The 16,068-nt window shown below is 70.7% G+C and carries 14 protein-coding genes, 1 tRNA gene and 1 pseudogene; 9 read left to right on the top strand and 7 right to left on the bottom strand.

The features are described 5' to 3' along the window. Positions 1–88 precede the first annotated feature (88 nt). Positions 89–829 (bottom strand): YcnI family protein, encoded by a 741-nt coding sequence (locus ACIRR9_RS31780; protein ID WP_365339157.1) that lies wholly within the window; start codon positions 827–829, stop codon positions 89–91. 132 nt (positions 830–961) lie between these two features. After that, positions 962–1,825, bottom strand: coding sequence for a hypothetical protein (locus tag ACIRR9_RS31775; RefSeq protein ID WP_403758824.1), 864 nt, complete (start codon positions 1,823–1,825; stop codon positions 962–964). Between the two features lie 402 nt (positions 1,826–2,227). On the opposite strand from ACIRR9_RS31775, the gene ACIRR9_RS31770 reads away from it, so the two are divergent. From ACIRR9_RS31770 to ACIRR9_RS31755, 4 genes are all read left to right on the top strand, one after another. Continuing rightward, the gene (locus ACIRR9_RS31770; protein WP_365339153.1) at positions 2,228–2,677 is read left to right on the top strand and encodes an ATP-binding protein; all 450 of its coding nucleotides are present in this window, start codon (positions 2,228–2,230) and stop codon (positions 2,675–2,677) included. Positions 2,678–2,715: 38 nt separating this feature from the next. After that, a complete protein-coding gene (locus ACIRR9_RS31765; protein WP_403758821.1) occupies positions 2,716–3,291 on the top strand; it encodes a GNAT family N-acetyltransferase in 576 nt (191 codons plus the stop codon). A 99-nt stretch (positions 3,292–3,390) separates the two neighbouring features. After that, positions 3,391–4,344: an intradiol ring-cleavage dioxygenase gene (locus tag ACIRR9_RS31760; protein ID WP_384560708.1), complete on the top strand. Its 954-nt coding sequence runs from the start codon at positions 3,391–3,393 to the stop codon at positions 4,342–4,344. Between the two features lie 10 nt (positions 4,345–4,354). Then, positions 4,355–5,170, top strand: a complete 816-nt coding sequence (locus ACIRR9_RS31755; RefSeq protein WP_403758817.1) for a triphosphoribosyl-dephospho-CoA synthase — start codon at positions 4,355–4,357, stop codon at positions 5,168–5,170. Positions 5,171–5,317: 147 nt separating this feature from the next. Here the strand turns inward: ACIRR9_RS31755 and ACIRR9_RS31750 are convergent, their stop codons facing one another. Both ACIRR9_RS31750 and ACIRR9_RS31745 read right to left on the bottom strand, forming a co-directional pair. Next, entirely contained in the window at positions 5,318–6,787 is a 1,470-nt protein-coding gene (locus ACIRR9_RS31750) for an aminopeptidase P family protein (RefSeq protein ID WP_403758943.1), read from the bottom strand. Positions 6,788–6,910: 123 nt separating this feature from the next. After that, the gene (locus ACIRR9_RS31745) at positions 6,911–8,296 is read right to left on the bottom strand and encodes a PP2C family protein-serine/threonine phosphatase (protein ID WP_403758814.1); all 1,386 of its coding nucleotides are present in this window, start codon (positions 8,294–8,296) and stop codon (positions 6,911–6,913) included. 646 nt (positions 8,297–8,942) lie between these two features. On the opposite strand from ACIRR9_RS31745, the gene ACIRR9_RS31740 reads away from it, so the two are divergent. Continuing rightward, positions 8,943–9,617, top strand: coding sequence for a bifunctional DNA primase/polymerase (locus tag ACIRR9_RS31740; protein ID WP_365339143.1), 675 nt, complete (start codon positions 8,943–8,945; stop codon positions 9,615–9,617). A 54-nt stretch (positions 9,618–9,671) separates the two neighbouring features. Continuing rightward, a pseudogene (locus tag ACIRR9_RS31735) lies at positions 9,672–10,220 on the top strand (hypothetical protein); the annotation flags it as partial. 380 nt (positions 10,221–10,600) lie between these two features. On the opposite strand, the gene ACIRR9_RS31730 reads toward ACIRR9_RS31735, so the two are convergent. The 3 genes from ACIRR9_RS31730 to ACIRR9_RS31720 form a co-directional block, all read right to left on the bottom strand. Continuing rightward, the gene (locus ACIRR9_RS31730) at positions 10,601–11,566 is read right to left on the bottom strand and encodes a DUF5926 family protein (RefSeq protein WP_403758811.1); all 966 of its coding nucleotides are present in this window, start codon (positions 11,564–11,566) and stop codon (positions 10,601–10,603) included. 284 nt (positions 11,567–11,850) lie between these two features. Further along, a complete protein-coding gene (locus ACIRR9_RS31725; RefSeq protein ID WP_403758941.1) occupies positions 11,851–12,498 on the bottom strand; it encodes an ATP-binding protein in 648 nt (215 codons plus the stop codon). A 205-nt stretch (positions 12,499–12,703) separates the two neighbouring features. Then, positions 12,704–13,531, bottom strand: a complete 828-nt coding sequence (locus tag ACIRR9_RS31720; protein ID WP_403758808.1) for a glycerophosphodiester phosphodiesterase — start codon at positions 13,529–13,531, stop codon at positions 12,704–12,706. Positions 13,532–13,788: 257 nt separating this feature from the next. Between ACIRR9_RS31720 and ACIRR9_RS31715 the strand changes: the two genes are divergently transcribed. The 3 genes from ACIRR9_RS31715 to ACIRR9_RS31705 all read left to right on the top strand — a co-directional run bounded on the left by ACIRR9_RS31715 (position 13,789) and on the right by ACIRR9_RS31705 (position 16,036). Continuing rightward, on the top strand, positions 13,789–15,300 hold the full coding sequence (locus ACIRR9_RS31715) for a S1C family serine protease (protein ID WP_403758805.1): 1,512 nt from the start codon (positions 13,789–13,791) through the stop codon (positions 15,298–15,300). 60 nt (positions 15,301–15,360) lie between these two features. After that, a tRNA-Ser gene (locus tag ACIRR9_RS31710) sits at positions 15,361–15,445 on the top strand. Between the two features lie 189 nt (positions 15,446–15,634). Next, complete coding sequence (locus ACIRR9_RS31705; RefSeq protein WP_403758802.1) at positions 15,635–16,036, top strand: MarR family winged helix-turn-helix transcriptional regulator; 402 nt, start codon at positions 15,635–15,637, stop codon at positions 16,034–16,036. Positions 16,037–16,068 lie beyond the last annotated feature (32 nt).

Below are 16,068 nucleotides of genomic sequence, written 5' to 3'. Positions count from 1 at the left end.
GCGCACCGGGGATCGTACGGCGGCCGTGGTGGCTACGAAGGCCATGACAGCCTCGCACGACCCCCTGTGCGCGTTGCGGATGTGGAGCTCAGGCCTCGGAGCCGGTGGAGCGGCGGCGGCCCGCGAGGACGCCGTAGGCGACGCCGGCCGCACCGACGGCGATTCCGGCGACGGCCAGGACGCGGGCGGTGGTGTCGCTGCCGCCGGACGAGCCGGAGTCGTCGGAGGAGGCCGTGGTCTCGGTCTTGGCCGCGGTGTCCTCGGCGGTCGTCGAGCCGTGGTGGTCGTCGGTGGCGGCGGACAGGGTGAGGACGGGCGCCGGGTTCTCCGGCTCGTCCTGGCCGTCCTGCTGGACCTCGATCCAGCGGACGACCTCCTTGTTGGAGTACGTCTGGATCGCCTTGAAGACCATGTCGTCGGTGTTCTCGGGCAGGGCGCCCACGGAGAGCGGGAACTTCTGGAAGTAGCCCGGCTCGATGCCCTTGCCGTCGGAGGCGGTCCAGGTGACCTTGGTGACCGCCTCGGCGATCTTCTCGCCGTGCATCTCCAGCGGCTTGGCGAGCTTGGACTTGGTGACCTCGATCTTCCAGCCGGCCATCGGCTGCGGCATCACGGAGGCCAGCGGGTGGTCGGCGGGGAAGTTGACCTCGACCTTGGTGGTCGAGGCGTCGTCGCGCTCGTTGGGGACCTTGAAGTCGATGACCGCGTAGCCGCCCTTGGCGGCGGTGCCCTCGGGCTGGACGCTGACGTGCGCGAAGGCGGGCGAGGAGACGGCCAGGACGGCGGTGCCCGCGACGGCGGCAGCGGCGGCGATACGAGAAGGCTTCATGGCAGGGAGCACTCCACTCAGGGTGAGTTCTGTCGTTGAGGGGCGTGCGGGCGGATGCGCACGCACGCGCGTGCCGCACGACGGCGGCCGGCCCCTCCGGACGAACTCCGGGAGTGCTGTGGTCGCGTCGTGTCAGGCGGCGAGAACGAGTGCCGCGACCGTGGGCGGGCCGCGCCGGATCACCGAGTGCTGGAGTGCGACGGTGTGCGGGGCGGGCGGTTCGTCCCAGGCGCTACGACGACGGTGCGCGGGTGCCTCGGGTACGGCGACGAGCCCGGCGCACAGGGCGCACGCCAGTGTGAGCGCCCAGCGCAGGGAACGGATGAGCGCCCCTTCGGCGACCCCGTGCGCCGAATCGGCCGACAGCGCGATCAGCCGCAGCAGCGCCAGGTCGCCCCGGCGCAGCAGCCATCCGGTCACGACGGCCGCGAGGACGTGTCCGAGGACCATGGGCACGGAGGGCAGCAGCGAGCCGGAGGACCCGGTGGCGTCCGCCGCATGAGCCGTTCCGCTCATGTCCATGGCCGACGCGGAGGTGCTCAGATGCGCGGCCGAGAGGATCTTGTACGCGTGGGCCGGGCTGAGCTGTGCCGCCCCGGCTCCGCACAGCAGTTCGGCCGCCCGCTGGACCAGAGCCGCGTCGCCCATCGGCATCGAGGAGCCGGAGGACATCGAGATACCGGTGGCCATCGAGGAGCCGGTGGCCATCGCCATGCCGCCGTGCTGGCCGAGACCGAACAGCGTGTGCAGCACGGTCTGCAGGACCGCGAGCAGCGCGACGATCCCCGGCAGTGTGCGGGCCCGCCCGGTCAGCGGGGCGACGAGCGCCAGGGTGCCCAGGAAGCCCGCGCCGAGCGTCCACAGCGGAACGGTCGCGCAGGCGGCCAGAGTGTGCCCCGCCGCGGCCAGCACGACGCAGAGCGCCGCGAACATCGCGGCCCGCAGGAGCCGCAGTCCGCTTCCGGTGCGCGCCGTGCGCGGGTGGGGGGCAGTCATGGCGCGCTCATCATCGCACTGGCCCCCCACCCGCCATGCGGCAGGTCCGGAAGATTCCGTTACGAGCGGAAACGTGGGAAGGGCCCTGCGGGAAGCGGGTGATGAGGGGGGAACGGCACGGCGGAAGAAGGCGGACGAGCGGACGGGGGCGGAGCGACGGAAAGAAGCGGAAGGTGGCCTGGAGGGCGGTGACGGGCGTACGGGAGGCCGTTCAAAGGCATACGGGAGGTGAACGAGGGAAGGAAGTGGAAGATCTCTCTTGCGCCGAACCGCCCGCTCATACACCGAAACCTCCCGGTGCGCATCCCCCGGATGGGCGTTCTCACATGAACGGAGTGCTTACACCCGCGCACGGGTGGCAATAGGTATCGGTATGTCGAGCCGCGGCCAGGAGGCTGGAGCATGAGCATCTGGTGGTCACTCCATCTGCGGCGCGAGGCTGCGAGCGTGCCGCTCGCCCGGCGGCTGCTGATCGGCACCATGGAGACGGCGGGCGTCGACCCCGACATCTCCTACGACCTCTCCGTCGCCCTCAGCGAGGCCTGCGCCAACGCCGTGGAGCACGGCGGGGCCGGCCGCACGTCCGAGGCGTACCGGGTCACCGCCTACCTGGACGGCGAGAAGTGCCGTATCGAGGTGGCCGACTCGGGGCCGGGGCTCGGCCCGGGGTTCGCCCGTACCCAGGACCTCAGACCCGCCCGGACCGATGCCGAGCACGGGCGGGGGCTCTGTCTCATCAGAGAACTCGCCGATCACGTCCACATCGGCAGCAAACCGGGCCGCGTCGGCACGGTGGTCAGCTTCGACAAGATCCTCAAGTGGAAGAAAGATCCTTCCCTGCTTTCGGCATGACTCTCCCCGCCGCATAACACGCGCGCTAGGGTGCGCGCATGATTCTGAGAAAGATTAAAGAAAGCCCTGTCGGGACCGGTGTGATATTGCGTCCGATTGCCATCGGTGACGCCAAAACACTGAGCGCCGCATACGTCGCCAACCGAAGGCATCTCGAACCCTGGGAACCGGTCAGACCCGAGTCCTTCTTCACCGTGGAGGGCCAGACCGAACGCATCGATGGCCTGCTACGACAGGCCGCCGACGGGAACCTGGTCCCCTTGGTCATGGAGTCGGCGCAGGACGGCCGGATCGTCGGTGCGATCACCCTTTCCGGGATTTCGCTCGGCCCTTTCTGCAGCTCCTACGTCGGCTATTGGGTGGCCGGTGATCAACAGGGCCGCGGGCTGGCCACGGCCGCCCTGGAGCGGGTCTGCGAGATCGCCCGGGAGATCTTCGGACTCCACCGGATCGAGGCGTCCACCCTCATCGACAACACGACCTCCCAGCGCGTGCTGAAGAAATGCGGATTCGAGACGATCGGTGATGCGCCGCAGTATCTGTACATCAACGGAGAATGGCGGGACAGCCGGCTGTTCCAGCGGATCCTGCACGATCGCGCCCCGGCCCTTTGACCAGCGGCTTCCCGTCCGGCTCAGCTTCCTGGGCGTTCACAGGTCTTTGCCAGCTCTCGCCCATGCCCCTGACAAACGGCATTCCTAGCTTCGTCGACCATGACGGGAAACCACAAAGACACGTCGATCACCCGCCGTCGCGCCCTCGCGGTGTCCGGCGGCACGGTGGCGGCCGGCGGCCTCGCGGTCGTCGGCTTCCAGTCGGCCTTCGCCGACACGACCGACAGCACCGACGCGGACGCCACGGCCTCCGCGAGCTCCACCAGCAGTGAGTGCATGACGCTGATGAGCAGCGTCACGGAGGGCCCGTACTACCTCGATGGTGCCTTGGTGCGCAAGGACATCACCGAGGGCAAGGCGGGCGTTCCGCTGACCCTGCGCCTGACCGTCGTCGACGCCACCGACGGCTGCACACCGGTCAAGGGCGCGGCGGTCGAGATCTGGCACTGCGACGCCTGGGGCTACTACTCCGGCTACACCACCGCCAACCCCGGCGGCTCCGCCCCCGCGGAGAGCGAGGAGGGCGACTCCGCCAACGACAAGACCTACCTGCGCGGTTACCAGATCGCCAACGGCAACGGGGTCGTCAAGTTCGAGACGATCTTCCCGGGCTGGTACACCCCGCGCACCTGCCACATCCACGTGAAGGTGCACACGGGCGGCGAGAAGGAGGACGGCACCTACGAGGGCGGCATCGTCAACTACACCGGCCAGCTGTTCTTCGACGACGCCATCGCCGAGGAGATCTTCACGCTGGAGCCCTACTCGAAGCACACCGGCGACTACACCGTCCTCGCCAAGGACATGGTGTACGACGGCGGCGGCGCCTCCAGCGGTCTGCTGACCCTGCAGGCCGTGCACAAGAAGGACCCCTCGAAGGGCTACAAGGGCTTCCTGACCCTGGCCATCGACCCGGACACCGAGAACACGGGCGCCGGCAGCGGTGGCGGCGGCACGCCCCCGAGCGGTGCCCCGAGCGACGCGCCGACGGGCACGCCGCCGAGCGACGCTCCCAGCGACAGCGCCTCCCCGTCGGCCTCCGCCTCCTCATAAGGTAAGGGACATGACAAGCCGCGAGGACGACGTGCTGGCGCAGGCCGCGGTGGCCGCGCTCACCGGTCAGCTGGCGCTGACCCCGAAGCCGGGGCTGCCCGACCCGCGTGACCTGGACGCCCGCAGTACGCGCCAGGAGCACGACAGTCTGCGCTGGTCGGCCAGAGCACTGGCGCCCGGCCTCGCGGCGATGGCCGCCTCCGCCCGCCGCACCGGTACACCCACGCCGGTGCTGCGGGCGGAACTCGGCGCGATCGGCCGGTGCACCGAGCACTCGGTGGGCCTGGCCGGCGGTGGCCACAAGGGTGCCCTGTGGGCCCTCGGCTTACTGGTCGCCGCGACCGCCCTGGACCCACGGGCCAAGGCCCGCGAGATCGCCTCGACGGCCCGCAAGATCGCCGCGTTCAACGACAAGGGCGCCCCCAGGCGGCCCTCCCGGGGTTCGACGATCTCCGCGAAATACGGCGCGGCCGGCGCCCGGGGCGAGGCCAGGGCCGGATTCCCGCACGTAAAAAGGGCGTTGGAGGCACTGGCGGTGGCGCGCAAAGCGGGCGCCACCGAGAACCAGGCCCGCCTCGACGCCCTGCTCACCGTGATGTCCACCCTCCAGGACACCGAACTCCTCTACGAGGTCGGCCCGATGGGCCTGCGCCATGTACAGGCGGGAGCGCGGGGGGTACTGGAGGCGGGCGGCTCGGCGACGGAGGCGGGAGCGCAGGCACTGACGGCCCTCGACGCCGACCTGCACGAACGAGGCTGGAGCCCAAGAGGAAGCGCAGGCCTGCTGGCAGGCGCACTGTTCCTGGATGCTCTGCCCGCTATGTAACACCGTGACTGGAGCGCCCCTTCAGGGGCGCGGGGCTGTATTCGATTTGCGGCTACCGCCGCGTGGGCGCGAGCAACCACATACGACCCGCAGAACGCAACGATGGCCGGGCACCCACTCAGGTACCCGGCCATTTCACTTCACACGTCAGCCCTTCAGAGAGGCCATCCAGGCCTCGACCTCGTCCGACCGCCGGGGCAGCCCCGCGGACAGGTTCCGGTTCCCGTCCTCCGTCACGAGGATGTCGTCCTCGATCCGCACGCCGATCCCCCGGTACTCCTCGGGAACCGTGAGGTCGTCGGTCTGGAAGTACAGCCCCGGCTCGACGGTGAGCACCATCCCCGGCTCCAGGACGCCTTCCACATACGTCTCGGTCCGCGCGGCAGCGCAGTCGTGGACGTCGAGCCCGAGCATGTGCCCGGTCCCGTGCAGCGTCCACCGGCGCTGCAGGCCCAGCTCCAGCACCCGCTCCACCGGCCCCTCCACGAGCCCCCACTCGACGAGCCGCTCGGCCAGCACCCGCTGCGCGGCGTCATGGAAGTCGCGGTACTTGGCGCCCGGCTGCACCGCCGCGATCCCGGCCTCCTGGGCGTCGTACACCGCGTCGTAGATCTTCTTCTGGAGCTCGCTGTAGGTGCCGTTGACCGGCAGCGTGCGCGTGACGTCGGCGGTGTACAGGCTGTGCGTCTCGACGCCCGCGTCCAGGAGCAGCAGGTCGCCCGAGCGCACCGGTCCGTCGTTGCGCACCCAGTGCAGCGTGCAGGCGTGCGGGCCGGCCGCGCAGATGGAGCCGTAGCCGATGTCGTTGCCCTCGACCCGCGCACGCAGGAAGAACGTGCCCTCGATGTAGCGCTCGCTGGTCGCCTCGGCCTTGTCGAGGACCTTCACCACGTCCTCGAAGCCGCGGACCGTGGAGTCGACGGCCTTCTGCAGCTCGCCGATCTCCCACTCGTCCTTGACCAGGCGGGCCTCGGAGAGGAAGACGCGCAGTTCCTCGTCACGCTCGGCGGTGACCTTGTCGGTCAGTGCGGCCTGGACACCGGCGTCGTACCCGCGGACGACCCGGACCGGGCCGGTGGCCTCGCGCAGCTGGTCGGCCAGCTCGCGGACATCGGCCGCGGGGATGCCGTAGAGCGCCTCGGACTCGGTGAGGGAGTGGCGGCGGCCGACCCAGAGCTCGCCCTGTCCGGAGAGCCAGAACTCGCCGTTCTCGCGGTCGGAGCGGGGCAGCAGGTAGACGGTGGCCACATGGCCGTCGTCCTTCGGCTCCAGGACGAGTACGCCGTCCTCCGTCTGGTTGCCGGTGAGATAGACGTACTCGACCGACGCCCGGAAGGGGTAGTCCGTGTCGTTCGAGCGGGTCTTCAGGTTGCCGGCCGGGATCACCAGGCGCTCGCCCGGGAAGCGGGCGGACAGCTCGGCGCGGCGGCGGGCGGTCTGCCCGGCCTGCTCGACCGGCTTCAGGTCGTGCAGCTCCGTGTCGGCCCAGCCTGACTTCATGCTCTCGGCGAGCTCGTCGGACACGCCCGGGTACAGGCCGTTCTTGCGCTGCTTGATCGGCTCTTCCGACTCGGTTTCCGGGGTCTCCGGATTCTCCGGGGTGAGCTCGTCGGCCACGTCATCCTCCTCGACACTGCTGTGGATCCCGTCCATCGTACGGTCGTACCGAACGGCGTCCCAGAGCCCGGGGACCCACCGCCGTGCGAGGCGGTCTTCTGACTGACTGGTCAGTCGAACCGGTCAGTCGAACCGGGCGGCCAGTAGTACGACGTCCTCCTTGCTCTCCGCCGAGTCCAGTCCGTCCGGCAGCACCGTGCGCAGCACGTGGTCGGCGATCGCCCCCGGGTCGTGGCGCAGCGCGCGCGGGATGCTCGCGGCGGCCGTGTGCAGCCGGGCGAAGGCGCGGTCCATGGGGTCGCCGGTGCGGTGCAGCAGCCCGTCCGTGTACAGCAGAACCGTCTCGCCCGCTTCCGCCTGGATCTCCACGCTCGGCGCCTCCCAGCACGCCAGCATCCCCAGCGGCGCGGAGACCGAGGTCTCCGCGAACTCGGTGCGCCGCTCCCCGATCAGCAGCGGTGGGCTGTGCCCGGCCCCGGCCAGGGTGACCTTGCGCAGCGCGGGTTCGCAGTACGCGAACAGGGCGGTGGCGGACCGGGCCGGCTCGGTCAGCCTGAGCAGCAGTTCGAGGTCGGAGAGGACCGCGACCGGGTCCTCGCCCTCCATCACGGCGTACGCCCGCAGGGAGGCGCGCAGCCTGCCCATCGCGGCGACCGCGCTCGGTCCGGAGCCGGTGACCGAGCCGACGGCGAGGCCGAGGGCCGCTTCGGGCAGCGGCAGCGCGTCGTACCAGTCGCCGCCGCCGCGCGGGCCGGTGCGGTGCCGGGCGGCGAGCTGGACGCCGGCGACCCGGGGCAGCCGGGAGGGGAGCAGCTCTTCGGCGATGGTCGCCATGCACGCGCGCGTGCGCTCCACCTCCAGCAGCCGGGCCAGGTGTTCGGCGGAGTGACGGACGTACAGGCCGATGAGGTGGCGCTGCCGCTCGTTCGGTTCGGCCGGCTCGTCGTAGAGCCAGAGGACCGCGCCGAGCCGGGCGGCTGTCCCGGTGGTGAGGGGAAGTGCGTAGCTGGCGGCGTAGCCGAGGCGGGCGGCGACCTCGCGGTGGCGGGGGTCGAGGCCGTCCTCGGCGAACAGGTCGGGGTGCACGATCTCGGCGGCGGTACCGGCGTCGTACGGCAGCGCGCCGCGCGGCACGGTCTCCATGTGGCCGAGGTCCGCGCGGCCGAGGCCCAGGCCGATGGTGGCGTGCGGACCGAGCCCGTCGGCGGGCTCCAGCGCCACGAGACCGCGCCGGGCGCCCACGAGGGCGGCACCGGCGCGCAGCAGTTCCTGGAGGGCGGGCTCCAGCCCGTCGGTGCGGGCGAGCCGTTCGGTCAGTTCATGGAGGGTGGTGAGGTCGGACACCCAGCTGGCCAGCCGGTCCTGGAGAAGGGTGCCGGGCGCCGGGGCGGTGGGGGCCTTCGGGACGGGGGGTGCGCCCGGGACGGGGGGAACCGGCGCGACAGTGTGTGCTGGCGTGGGAACCGTTGAATCGATTCCAGCCACTTTCGGAGGGTGCGGGGCGTTCATCGTGTCCGGCTTTCAGACCTGTGCGTATTGCTCAAAAGCATCGCAAACCCCCATGTCTTTCTGCGCCGCTAGCAGTGTCTCCACATGTACACGCACTCGTGAGGGGATGTCCAGCATTGTCCTGCTGGGATTCCTGGTGTCCGTGGGCCTCTTGGGGGCTTCTTCCGGACCGCTTGCGTAAAAGCAAAGTTGGCTTAAAACTGACTCGGGTAACGGTTCATTGCGGTCGACTGGCCTTGCTCCACAGAGCGTCACAGCGGTCGTGATGGGTACGTACTCGGTGAAGGCCAGGGGCGGTTGGGGACCACCCGGAACCTGGCGACGGACCCGGGCGTCTTAACCACCGACGACCGTGCCCCATCCTCCCGTGGCGGAGGCGGAGAGAAACACTCGGAACGGCAAAACGCCAGACTTCGCCACCCCCACGCTGTGGCCGTGCTTTTGATAGACGCAGTACGAGCAGCAGTACGACGCAGTACTTGGCAGTACTTGAACGCGGGCGCGGCCCCCGCTCGAACCCATGGGGTTCCCCTTGCCCAGCGCAGGGGTGTGATGCGCCAAAAGGTACGCACAGTGAAGTGATCGACACATGGTGTGATGTGGTCCACGGTGTTGCCAGCGGTGCAACGGAAAGGAACGAGCGCTCATGCGCGAGATCCTCGGAAGGCGACGCAGGCTCCTGTCCAGGCGGAACGACAAGGGTTCTGAGTTCCTCGACACGGCCCTGACCTTCGCGACGGAATGGCAGTGGCCCGTACTCCCGGGCGTGGCCCCGGACCCGCAGGGCCGGGCCCGGTGCGCCTGCCCCGACCCGGAGTGCACGGTGCCCGGCGCGCACCCCTTCGACCCCGGCCTGCTCGCCGCCACCACCGACGAGCGGATGGTGCGCTGGTGGTGGGGCAACCGGCCGACCGCGCCGATCATCCTCGCCACCGGAGCCTCCGGTGGAAAGGCGCCCTGCGCGGTCAGCCTGCCGGCCCTCGCCGCCTCCCGCGCCCTCGCCCTCCTCGACCGCCGCGGCATGCGCCTCGGCCCGGTGGTGGCGGCGCCCAACCGGTGGGCGCTGCTCGTCAAGCCCTACTCCATGGAGCAGTTGGGCGAGCTGCTGTACGCCAAGGACTTCGTGCCCGGCTCGCTCCGCTTCCACGGGGAGGGCGGCTATCTCGCCCTGCCCCCGTCCGAGACCGGTCAGGGCGCCATCCGCTGGGAGCGCGCCCCGCTGCCCGGCTCGGCCAAGCCCTGGGTGCCCGATGTGGAGGCCGTGGTGGACGCCGTGGTCGACGCCCTCACTCGTACGGGTGTGAGCGCACCCGAGTTGTAAGGGTGTCGGGCGCGACAGCGCGGCTCGCCCCACCTCGCTGGTTACCCTCCGTGCATGCTGCGTAACTCTGGGGGGCAGCCCCTGGACCCCCGACTGCGTCTGCTCGCCCTCGTGGGCGCCATGGTGTGCGCGGTGGTACTGCCGCTGACCGTGGCGTCCGCGGGCCAGGTGGGCGATGCCGCCGTACACCCTGCGAAGCAGGACGACCAGAAACTGCGGGCCCCCGCCCGCTCCCCTCGGGTGCTCGGCCTGGGTCTCGCCACGGCCGCCCGCTGCGGTCCCGCACTCACCTCTCCCGAGGGTGTGGAGGCGCAGACCTGTGTGATGACCCAGGGCGCGGACACCTGGGCGCGCACCTACTACCGCAACGCCACCGGGGCCGCCCTCGATGCCGTTCTGAGCCTCATGGGCCCGTCCGGCCGCACCCTGCAGACCCACTGCGACGCCGGTGCCGACGACGAGCCGGCCACCTGTGAGACCCCCAGGGAGCACACCCGGGGCGCGCTCGACGCGTACACGGCCGTCGCGGAGTTCGCAACACGCGGCGGGGGCGGACCGCTGCTGCTGCGCTCGGGGAGCAACTCGGGGAGCAATTCGGGGGCGGCGGCCGGGGGCGGCTCCCGCACTTCGGCCGGGAGCAACTCCGGGAGCGGTTCCGGGGGGTCCGCCGGGAACGCCCCCGAGGGCGGCCCCGGGGACGCGGCGGGGAGCAACTCCACTGGGTCAAGCGGGAGTTGACGTATCGCTGCGGTCCGTACACCGGACGCGGACATGAAAAGGCCCGGTTGCTGGCGACGGGGGATGCACCAGCAACCGGGCTACTGAGACGGTAACAAGAGATCGGCGGTTCGCAAATTCGATCTCGGCTATTCGGACACGTATTTGCTTGCCGTGTAGGGAAGTTGTGACGGGAGTCACCCGAGTCGACGGGCCCGGTGCGGCTGACCGGTCGGTCAGCCGCGACCCTTTGCCCGCGCTGATCGTCAGCTGAGCGTGACCTGCCGGTTGGTCAGCCCGCCACGGGCCCGGCGCTCGTCCGCCGTGAGCGGTGCCTCCGAGGCCAGAGCCGTCGCGAGCCGCTCCGCGAACTCGGCGGCCGGCTTCTCCACGTCCTCCGCGCCGACCCCGCTCGGCAGGTCCCAGACCGGCACGGTGAGGCCGTGGGCACGGAAGGAACCGACCAGCCGGGTGCCCTCCCCGAGGCTCGACCTGCCCGCCGCGTGCAGCCGCGCAAGAGCGTCCAGAAGCTGCTCCTCGGGATACGGCATGACCCACCGCAGATGGTTCTTCTCGGGCGTCTCGCACCAGTAGGCCGAGTCGACACCGGTCAGCTTCACCGTCGGGATGGCCGCCGCGTTGGCCCGCTCCAGGGAGGCGGTCACGTCCGGGGTGGCGTTCTCCGCGTCCTGCACCCAGAACTCGAAGCCGTCGTGCACAACTGGCTCGAACGGACCCTTGGGGTCGAGCAGATCCTGCAGCCGCGGGCTGTCGGCGGGGGCGCGGCGGCCCTGCACCGGGGTGCCCGGCTCGGCCGCGAGGGCGCGCTGGAGGGTGTCGGCGAGGTCGCGGCTGATGTCGCCGGACGCCGTGTCGTTCTGCAGGCCGAGGAGGACCGAGCCGTCGTCGCGGCGCAGCGCCGGCCAGGCCATCGGCAGCACCGTCGCGAGCGTGACCGACGGGACGCCCTCGGGCAGGCCGTCCTTCAGGTGCAGCTCGACCGTGGCGGCGGGCACCAGCTCGCGCAGGGCCACCCAGTCGCCCTCGCCCGGCAGCGCCTCGAACGGGCGGTGCACCAGCTCGGTCGCCGCGTGGGCGGCCGCCCTGCCGTGGCACGCCTTGTAGCGCCGGCCGCTGCCGCAGGGGCAGGGCTCACGGGCACCGACAACCGGGATCTCGGCATCGCCGAACTGCGGCCGCGTGGCCTTCGTCTGGGGTCGCTTCTTGGCCATCTGCGTTTCTCCCGGTTACGGCTCGTCTCGTACTGGCGGGAGCCTAGCCGTTCACGCCTCGGACCACGGGAACCTGTGGACAACGGCGCCGACACGGGCCGCCCACCCGGGCACGGAGCCGCTGCCGCGTATCCGGGCGGAGCCGCCGTGTCGTACCCGGACAGGGTCCGCCGTGTCGTATCCGGGCGGAGCCGCCGTGTCGTACCCGGACAGGGTCCGCCGTGTCGTATCCGGGCGGATCCGCCATGTCGTATCCGGGCGGATCCGGCCGCGCCATGGTCCGGTCAGTCCAGGTCGTCGAACGCGTCCGCGAAGTCCAGACCGGCCAGTTCCGGCGCCGAGGGAGCCATGACGCGCGTAGCGAAGGCGTCACGGCGGCCGACGGCATCCGGGACATCCGGGTCGGCCGCGTTCTCCTGGACCACGACCCAGACCGTCACCTCGCCCCGGGCGTCGTCCCGGACCCCCCAGTCGTCGGCCAGGGCCGTGATGATGTTCAGCCCGCGGCCGCCGTGTGCCGTGACCGAAGGGGTCATGGGGGCCGGGCGGGTCGGGCCGCCACCGTCCGTCACCTCGACGATCAGCCGGCCGCGCGGGTCCACCTGCCAGGCGGCCCGGACGTCACCGTCCCCGGCCAGTGCGTCGCCCAGGGGACGCCCGTGTTTGCAGGCGTTGCTCAAAAGTTCGGAAAGGATGAGTACGGCGTCGTCGATGACCGATTCCGATACGCCACCCATGCGCAACTGATCGCGCATGCGGTGTCTTGCCTTACCCACGCCCGCAGGGCCATGGGGTACGGCCATGCTCGACGACGTGGGCACCTCCTGTGCCACCACCAACGCCACCCCCGAGACCTCCTTTGCCCCACGCCACGGTGTGGATGCCCCATCGGCCTGAACCGGAAACCGGCCAATGAATGTCCGGTGACGCATTCGCAACGAACGAATACGTACCGAACGCGCCGGAGCACTCCCTGTGACGGGTTCGTCGCCATATCCCCGTGTATGGCTTCGTGTGGCTTGATTTCGATGGTGTGGCCGAGAAGTGAGAATGATGTGAGTGCGCTGTCGGGTCAAGAGGTGCGGGAGCGTCCTTACGTGACTTTTTATCTGAGGCCCGGTCAGGACGGTCTCGGATTCAGCGGCCCAGCCTGCGCAGCACCGCTCCCGGCCGGTTGGTGATGATCGCGTCGATACCGAGGTCGAGGCAGAGATCCACGTCCTCCGGCTCGTTCACCGTCCATACGTGCACCTGGTGGCCGTTGCGCTGCAGCCGCTCCACGTATCCGGGGTGATTGCGCACGATCCGGATCGAGGGACCCGCGATCCGCACCCCCGCCGGCAGCCGGCCGTCGCGCAGCCGGGGCGAGAGGAACTGCAGCAGATAGACCGTCGGCAGGGTCGGCGAGGCTGCCCGCACCCGGGCCAGCGACCGCGCGGAGAAGCTCATGACCCGCACCGGCGAGTCGGCCGCCGTGGCCGGGGCGTCCAGCCCGAACCGCTTCAGCAGCAGCAACAGCCGCTCCTCGACCTGCCCCGCCCACCGCGTGGGGTGCTTGGTCTCGATCGCCAGCTCCACCCGCCGCCCGGCGTCCGCGACCAGCTCCAGCAGCCGCTCCAGTGTCAGTACGGAGGTGTCCGCGCGGTCCTCGGGCCGGAACTCCCAGTCGGGCTCCTCGTCCCGCCCCCGCCGGCCCGCGCCCTTCTTCCATGAACCGAAGTCCAGGGCGGCCAGGTCCGCGAGCTCCAGGGCCGACACCGCACCGCGTCCGTTCGACGTACGGTTGACCCGGCGGTCGTGCACACACACCAGATGGCCGTCGGCGGTCAGGCGTACGTCGCACTCAAGGGCGTCGGCGCCGTCCTCGATGGCCTTCTTGTAGGCGGCCAGCGTGTGCTCGGGGGCCTCTTCGGAGGCGCCGCGGTGGGCGACGACCTGGATGCGGTGCTGTGGTGCGTGGGTCACCGCGACATGGTGCCACCGAGCGGGGGTACCTGGGGGCATCCCCGATGCCAGCAAAGGGAACTTTTGTCAGACAGGCCCTATATAAAGGTTGTCCGTGTACCCACAGCCACCGCTTATGGTGCTCTGACGGCCTGTGGGAAAAGCTGACGGCATACAAAAGCACATGCACAGCTGAATCGCGCCGGACCGACAGCGAGCGTGAAAGAGCGTGACCGAGTGCGACCGACAAGAACAGCCGTGGACCGAGGAGAGAAGCTGTGAGCACCGAGAACGAGGACAACCCGGTACCCCCGGCCCCGTCCGTACCTCCCGTGCCGCCGGCGACTCCCGCCGCCTCCCCGCAGCCGGCCGCATCCGACGGGGACGCGCCGACCGCACCGATCCCGCCGACCCCGCAGGGCGCCCCCGCCGCAGCCGCGGGCGACCCGTACGGCCCTCCGCCGCAGGCTCCCGCGGGCGACCCCTACGGACCCCCGCCGCAGGCTCCGGAGGGCTCCTGGCCGCCCCCGCCCCCGGCGACCCCCTCCTACGCGGACGCCGGCGCGGGCTCAGGCGCCGGCTGGGGCTCGTCGTACGACCAGGCGCACCAGGCCTACCAGACGAACCAGGCGTACCAGCAGCCGCAGGGCGCGCCGCAGAAGGGCAGCGGGCGCGGCGGTCTGATCGCCGCCGTCCTGGTGGCCGCGCTGGTCGCGGGCGGCCTCGGCGGCGGCCTCGGCTACACGCTGGCCAAGAACAACGACAACACCGGCTCCACGACCGTCTCCGCGTCCACCGGCGCCGGTGCCGCCCAGGTCAAGCGCGCCGCCGGCACCATCGCGGCGGTCGCGGCGAAGTCGCTGCCCAGCACGGTCACCATCGAGGCCGAGGGCACCAACGGCGAGGGCGGCACCGGCACCGGGTTCGTCTTCGACACCCAGGGCCACATCGTCACCAACAACCACGTGGTCGCGGACGCCCTCGGCGGCGGCAAGCTGACCGCGACCTTCCCGAACGGCAAGAAGTACGACGCCGAGGTCGTCGGCCACGCACAGGGCTACGACGTCGCGGTCATCAAGCTCAAGAACCCGCCGTCGGACCTCAACCCGCTCACCCTCGGCAACTCCGACAACGTGGCCGTCGGCGACGAGACGATCGCGATCGGCGCCCCCTTCGGCCTGTCCAACACCGTCACCACCGGCATCATCAGCGCCAAGAACCGCCCCGTCGCCTCCAGCGACGGCAGCAGCGACAGCAAGGCGTCCTACATGAGCGCCCTGCAGACCGACGCCTCCATCAACCCCGGCAACTCCGGCGGTCCGCTGCTGGACGCCTCCGGCGCGGTGATCGGTATCAACTCCGCGATCCAGTCCGCCTCCAGCGGCGGCCTCGGCAGCACCGGGCAGTCGGGCTCGATCGGCCTGGGCTTCGCCATCCCGATCAACCAGGCCAAGTACGTGGCCCAGCAGCTGATCAAGACCGGCAAGCCGGTCTACGCGAAGATCGGTGCGTCGGTGTCCCTGGAGGACTCGTCGAACGGTGCGCAGATCACCGACTCCGGTTCGGGCGGCTCCGCCGCGGTCGAGTCGGGCGGCCCCGCGGACAAGGCCGGCCTCAAGCCCGGCGACGTCATCACCAAGCTCGACGACTCGGTGATCGACAGCGGTCCGACCCTGATCGGCGAGATCTGGACCCACAAGCCCGGCGACAAGGTCCAGATCACCTACAAGCGCGGCGGCTCCGACCACACGGTCACCCTCACCCTCGGCTCCCGCGTCGGCGACAACTGACCCGCACACGCCCGCACGGACCGGTTACTCTGTTCCCCGCGCCGATCTCGATCGACGCGGGGTGGGTTGCCCGAGCGGCCTAAGGGAACGGTCTTGAAAACCGTCGTGGCGCGAGTCACCGTGGGTTCAAATCCCACACCCACCGCGTGAAGTAGCAGGCCCCTGACCAGGCAGTACGGTCAGGGGCCTGCTTCGTGTCCGCTGGATGTGGGCGACAGGAGCGGCCTTTGGGGCGCCGAGGCCGATCTGCCCTACTGCATGGCGAAGAGCGTCCTGAGCTGATCGGCGACGGCTTTCGGGTTGCCGTGCGGGTTGCGAGCAGGCGGTCGCCCAGGTGTGCGACCTGTTCGCGGTACTCATCGGCCAGGCGGTCCTGTTCAACGAGCAGGTCGCCAAGACGCTCGGGATCAACGCGGTCGACCTGCAGGCGTTCGGGGTCATCTCGCGCCACGACGGCCCGATCACCCCCACCGAGGTCATGGCCCTCACGGGGCTGCCGGCCAGCAGCGTCACCCGAGTGCTCGACCGGTTGGAGAAGTCCGGGTACATCGCCCGGGGCACCGTCCCCACCGATCGCCGCAAGGTCGCCGTCGAGGTGGTCGCGGCGAAAGCGGCGGAGGTCGCCCGCCACTACGCCGCCAAGATCGAGCAGATCAGGCAGCTCAACGCCGCCCGCACGGACGCCGACGTCGCAGCCGTCCTGTCGTATCTCCACGACCTCGCGCATTCTCGATAGCGGTACCGGACCCAGCCGTTCCTGCCCAGGCC

Source organism: Streptomyces sp. NPDC101234 (genome assembly GCF_044767525.1).
Taxonomy (GTDB): Bacteria; Actinomycetota; Actinomycetes; order Streptomycetales; family Streptomycetaceae; genus Streptomyces; species Streptomyces sasae.
The sequence above is the reverse complement of the archived record's forward strand: the minus strand, read 5'-3'. Positions and strand labels throughout refer to the sequence as shown.

Bases quoted from the DNA above. Each gene is read 5' to 3' on its own strand.
- ACIRR9_RS31745 (WP_403758814.1), bottom strand. From the start codon at position 8,296: ATGAACGCCCCGCACCCTCCGAAAGTGGCTGGAATCGATTCAACGGTT.
- ACIRR9_RS31760 (WP_384560708.1), top strand. From the start codon at position 3,391: ATGACGGGAAACCACAAAGACACGTCGATCACCCGCCGTCGCGCCCTC.
- ACIRR9_RS31765 (WP_403758821.1), top strand. From the start codon at position 2,716: ATGATTCTGAGAAAGATTAAAGAAAGCCCTGTCGGGACCGGTGTGATA.
- ACIRR9_RS31725 (WP_403758941.1), bottom strand. From the start codon at position 12,498: ATGCGTCACCGGACATTCATTGGCCGGTTTCCGGTTCAGGCCGATGGG.
- ACIRR9_RS31775 (WP_403758824.1), bottom strand. From the start codon at position 1,825: ATGACTGCCCCCCACCCGCGCACGGCGCGCACCGGAAGCGGACTGCGG.
- ACIRR9_RS31730 (WP_403758811.1), bottom strand. From the start codon at position 11,566: ATGGCCAAGAAGCGACCCCAGACGAAGGCCACGCGGCCGCAGTTCGGC.
- ACIRR9_RS31755 (WP_403758817.1), top strand. From the start codon at position 4,355: ATGACAAGCCGCGAGGACGACGTGCTGGCGCAGGCCGCGGTGGCCGCG.
- ACIRR9_RS31770 (WP_365339153.1), top strand. From the start codon at position 2,228: ATGAGCATCTGGTGGTCACTCCATCTGCGGCGCGAGGCTGCGAGCGTG.
- ACIRR9_RS31740 (WP_365339143.1), top strand. From the start codon at position 8,943: ATGCGCGAGATCCTCGGAAGGCGACGCAGGCTCCTGTCCAGGCGGAAC.
- ACIRR9_RS31780 (WP_365339157.1), bottom strand. From the start codon at position 829: ATGAAGCCTTCTCGTATCGCCGCCGCTGCCGCCGTCGCGGGCACCGCC.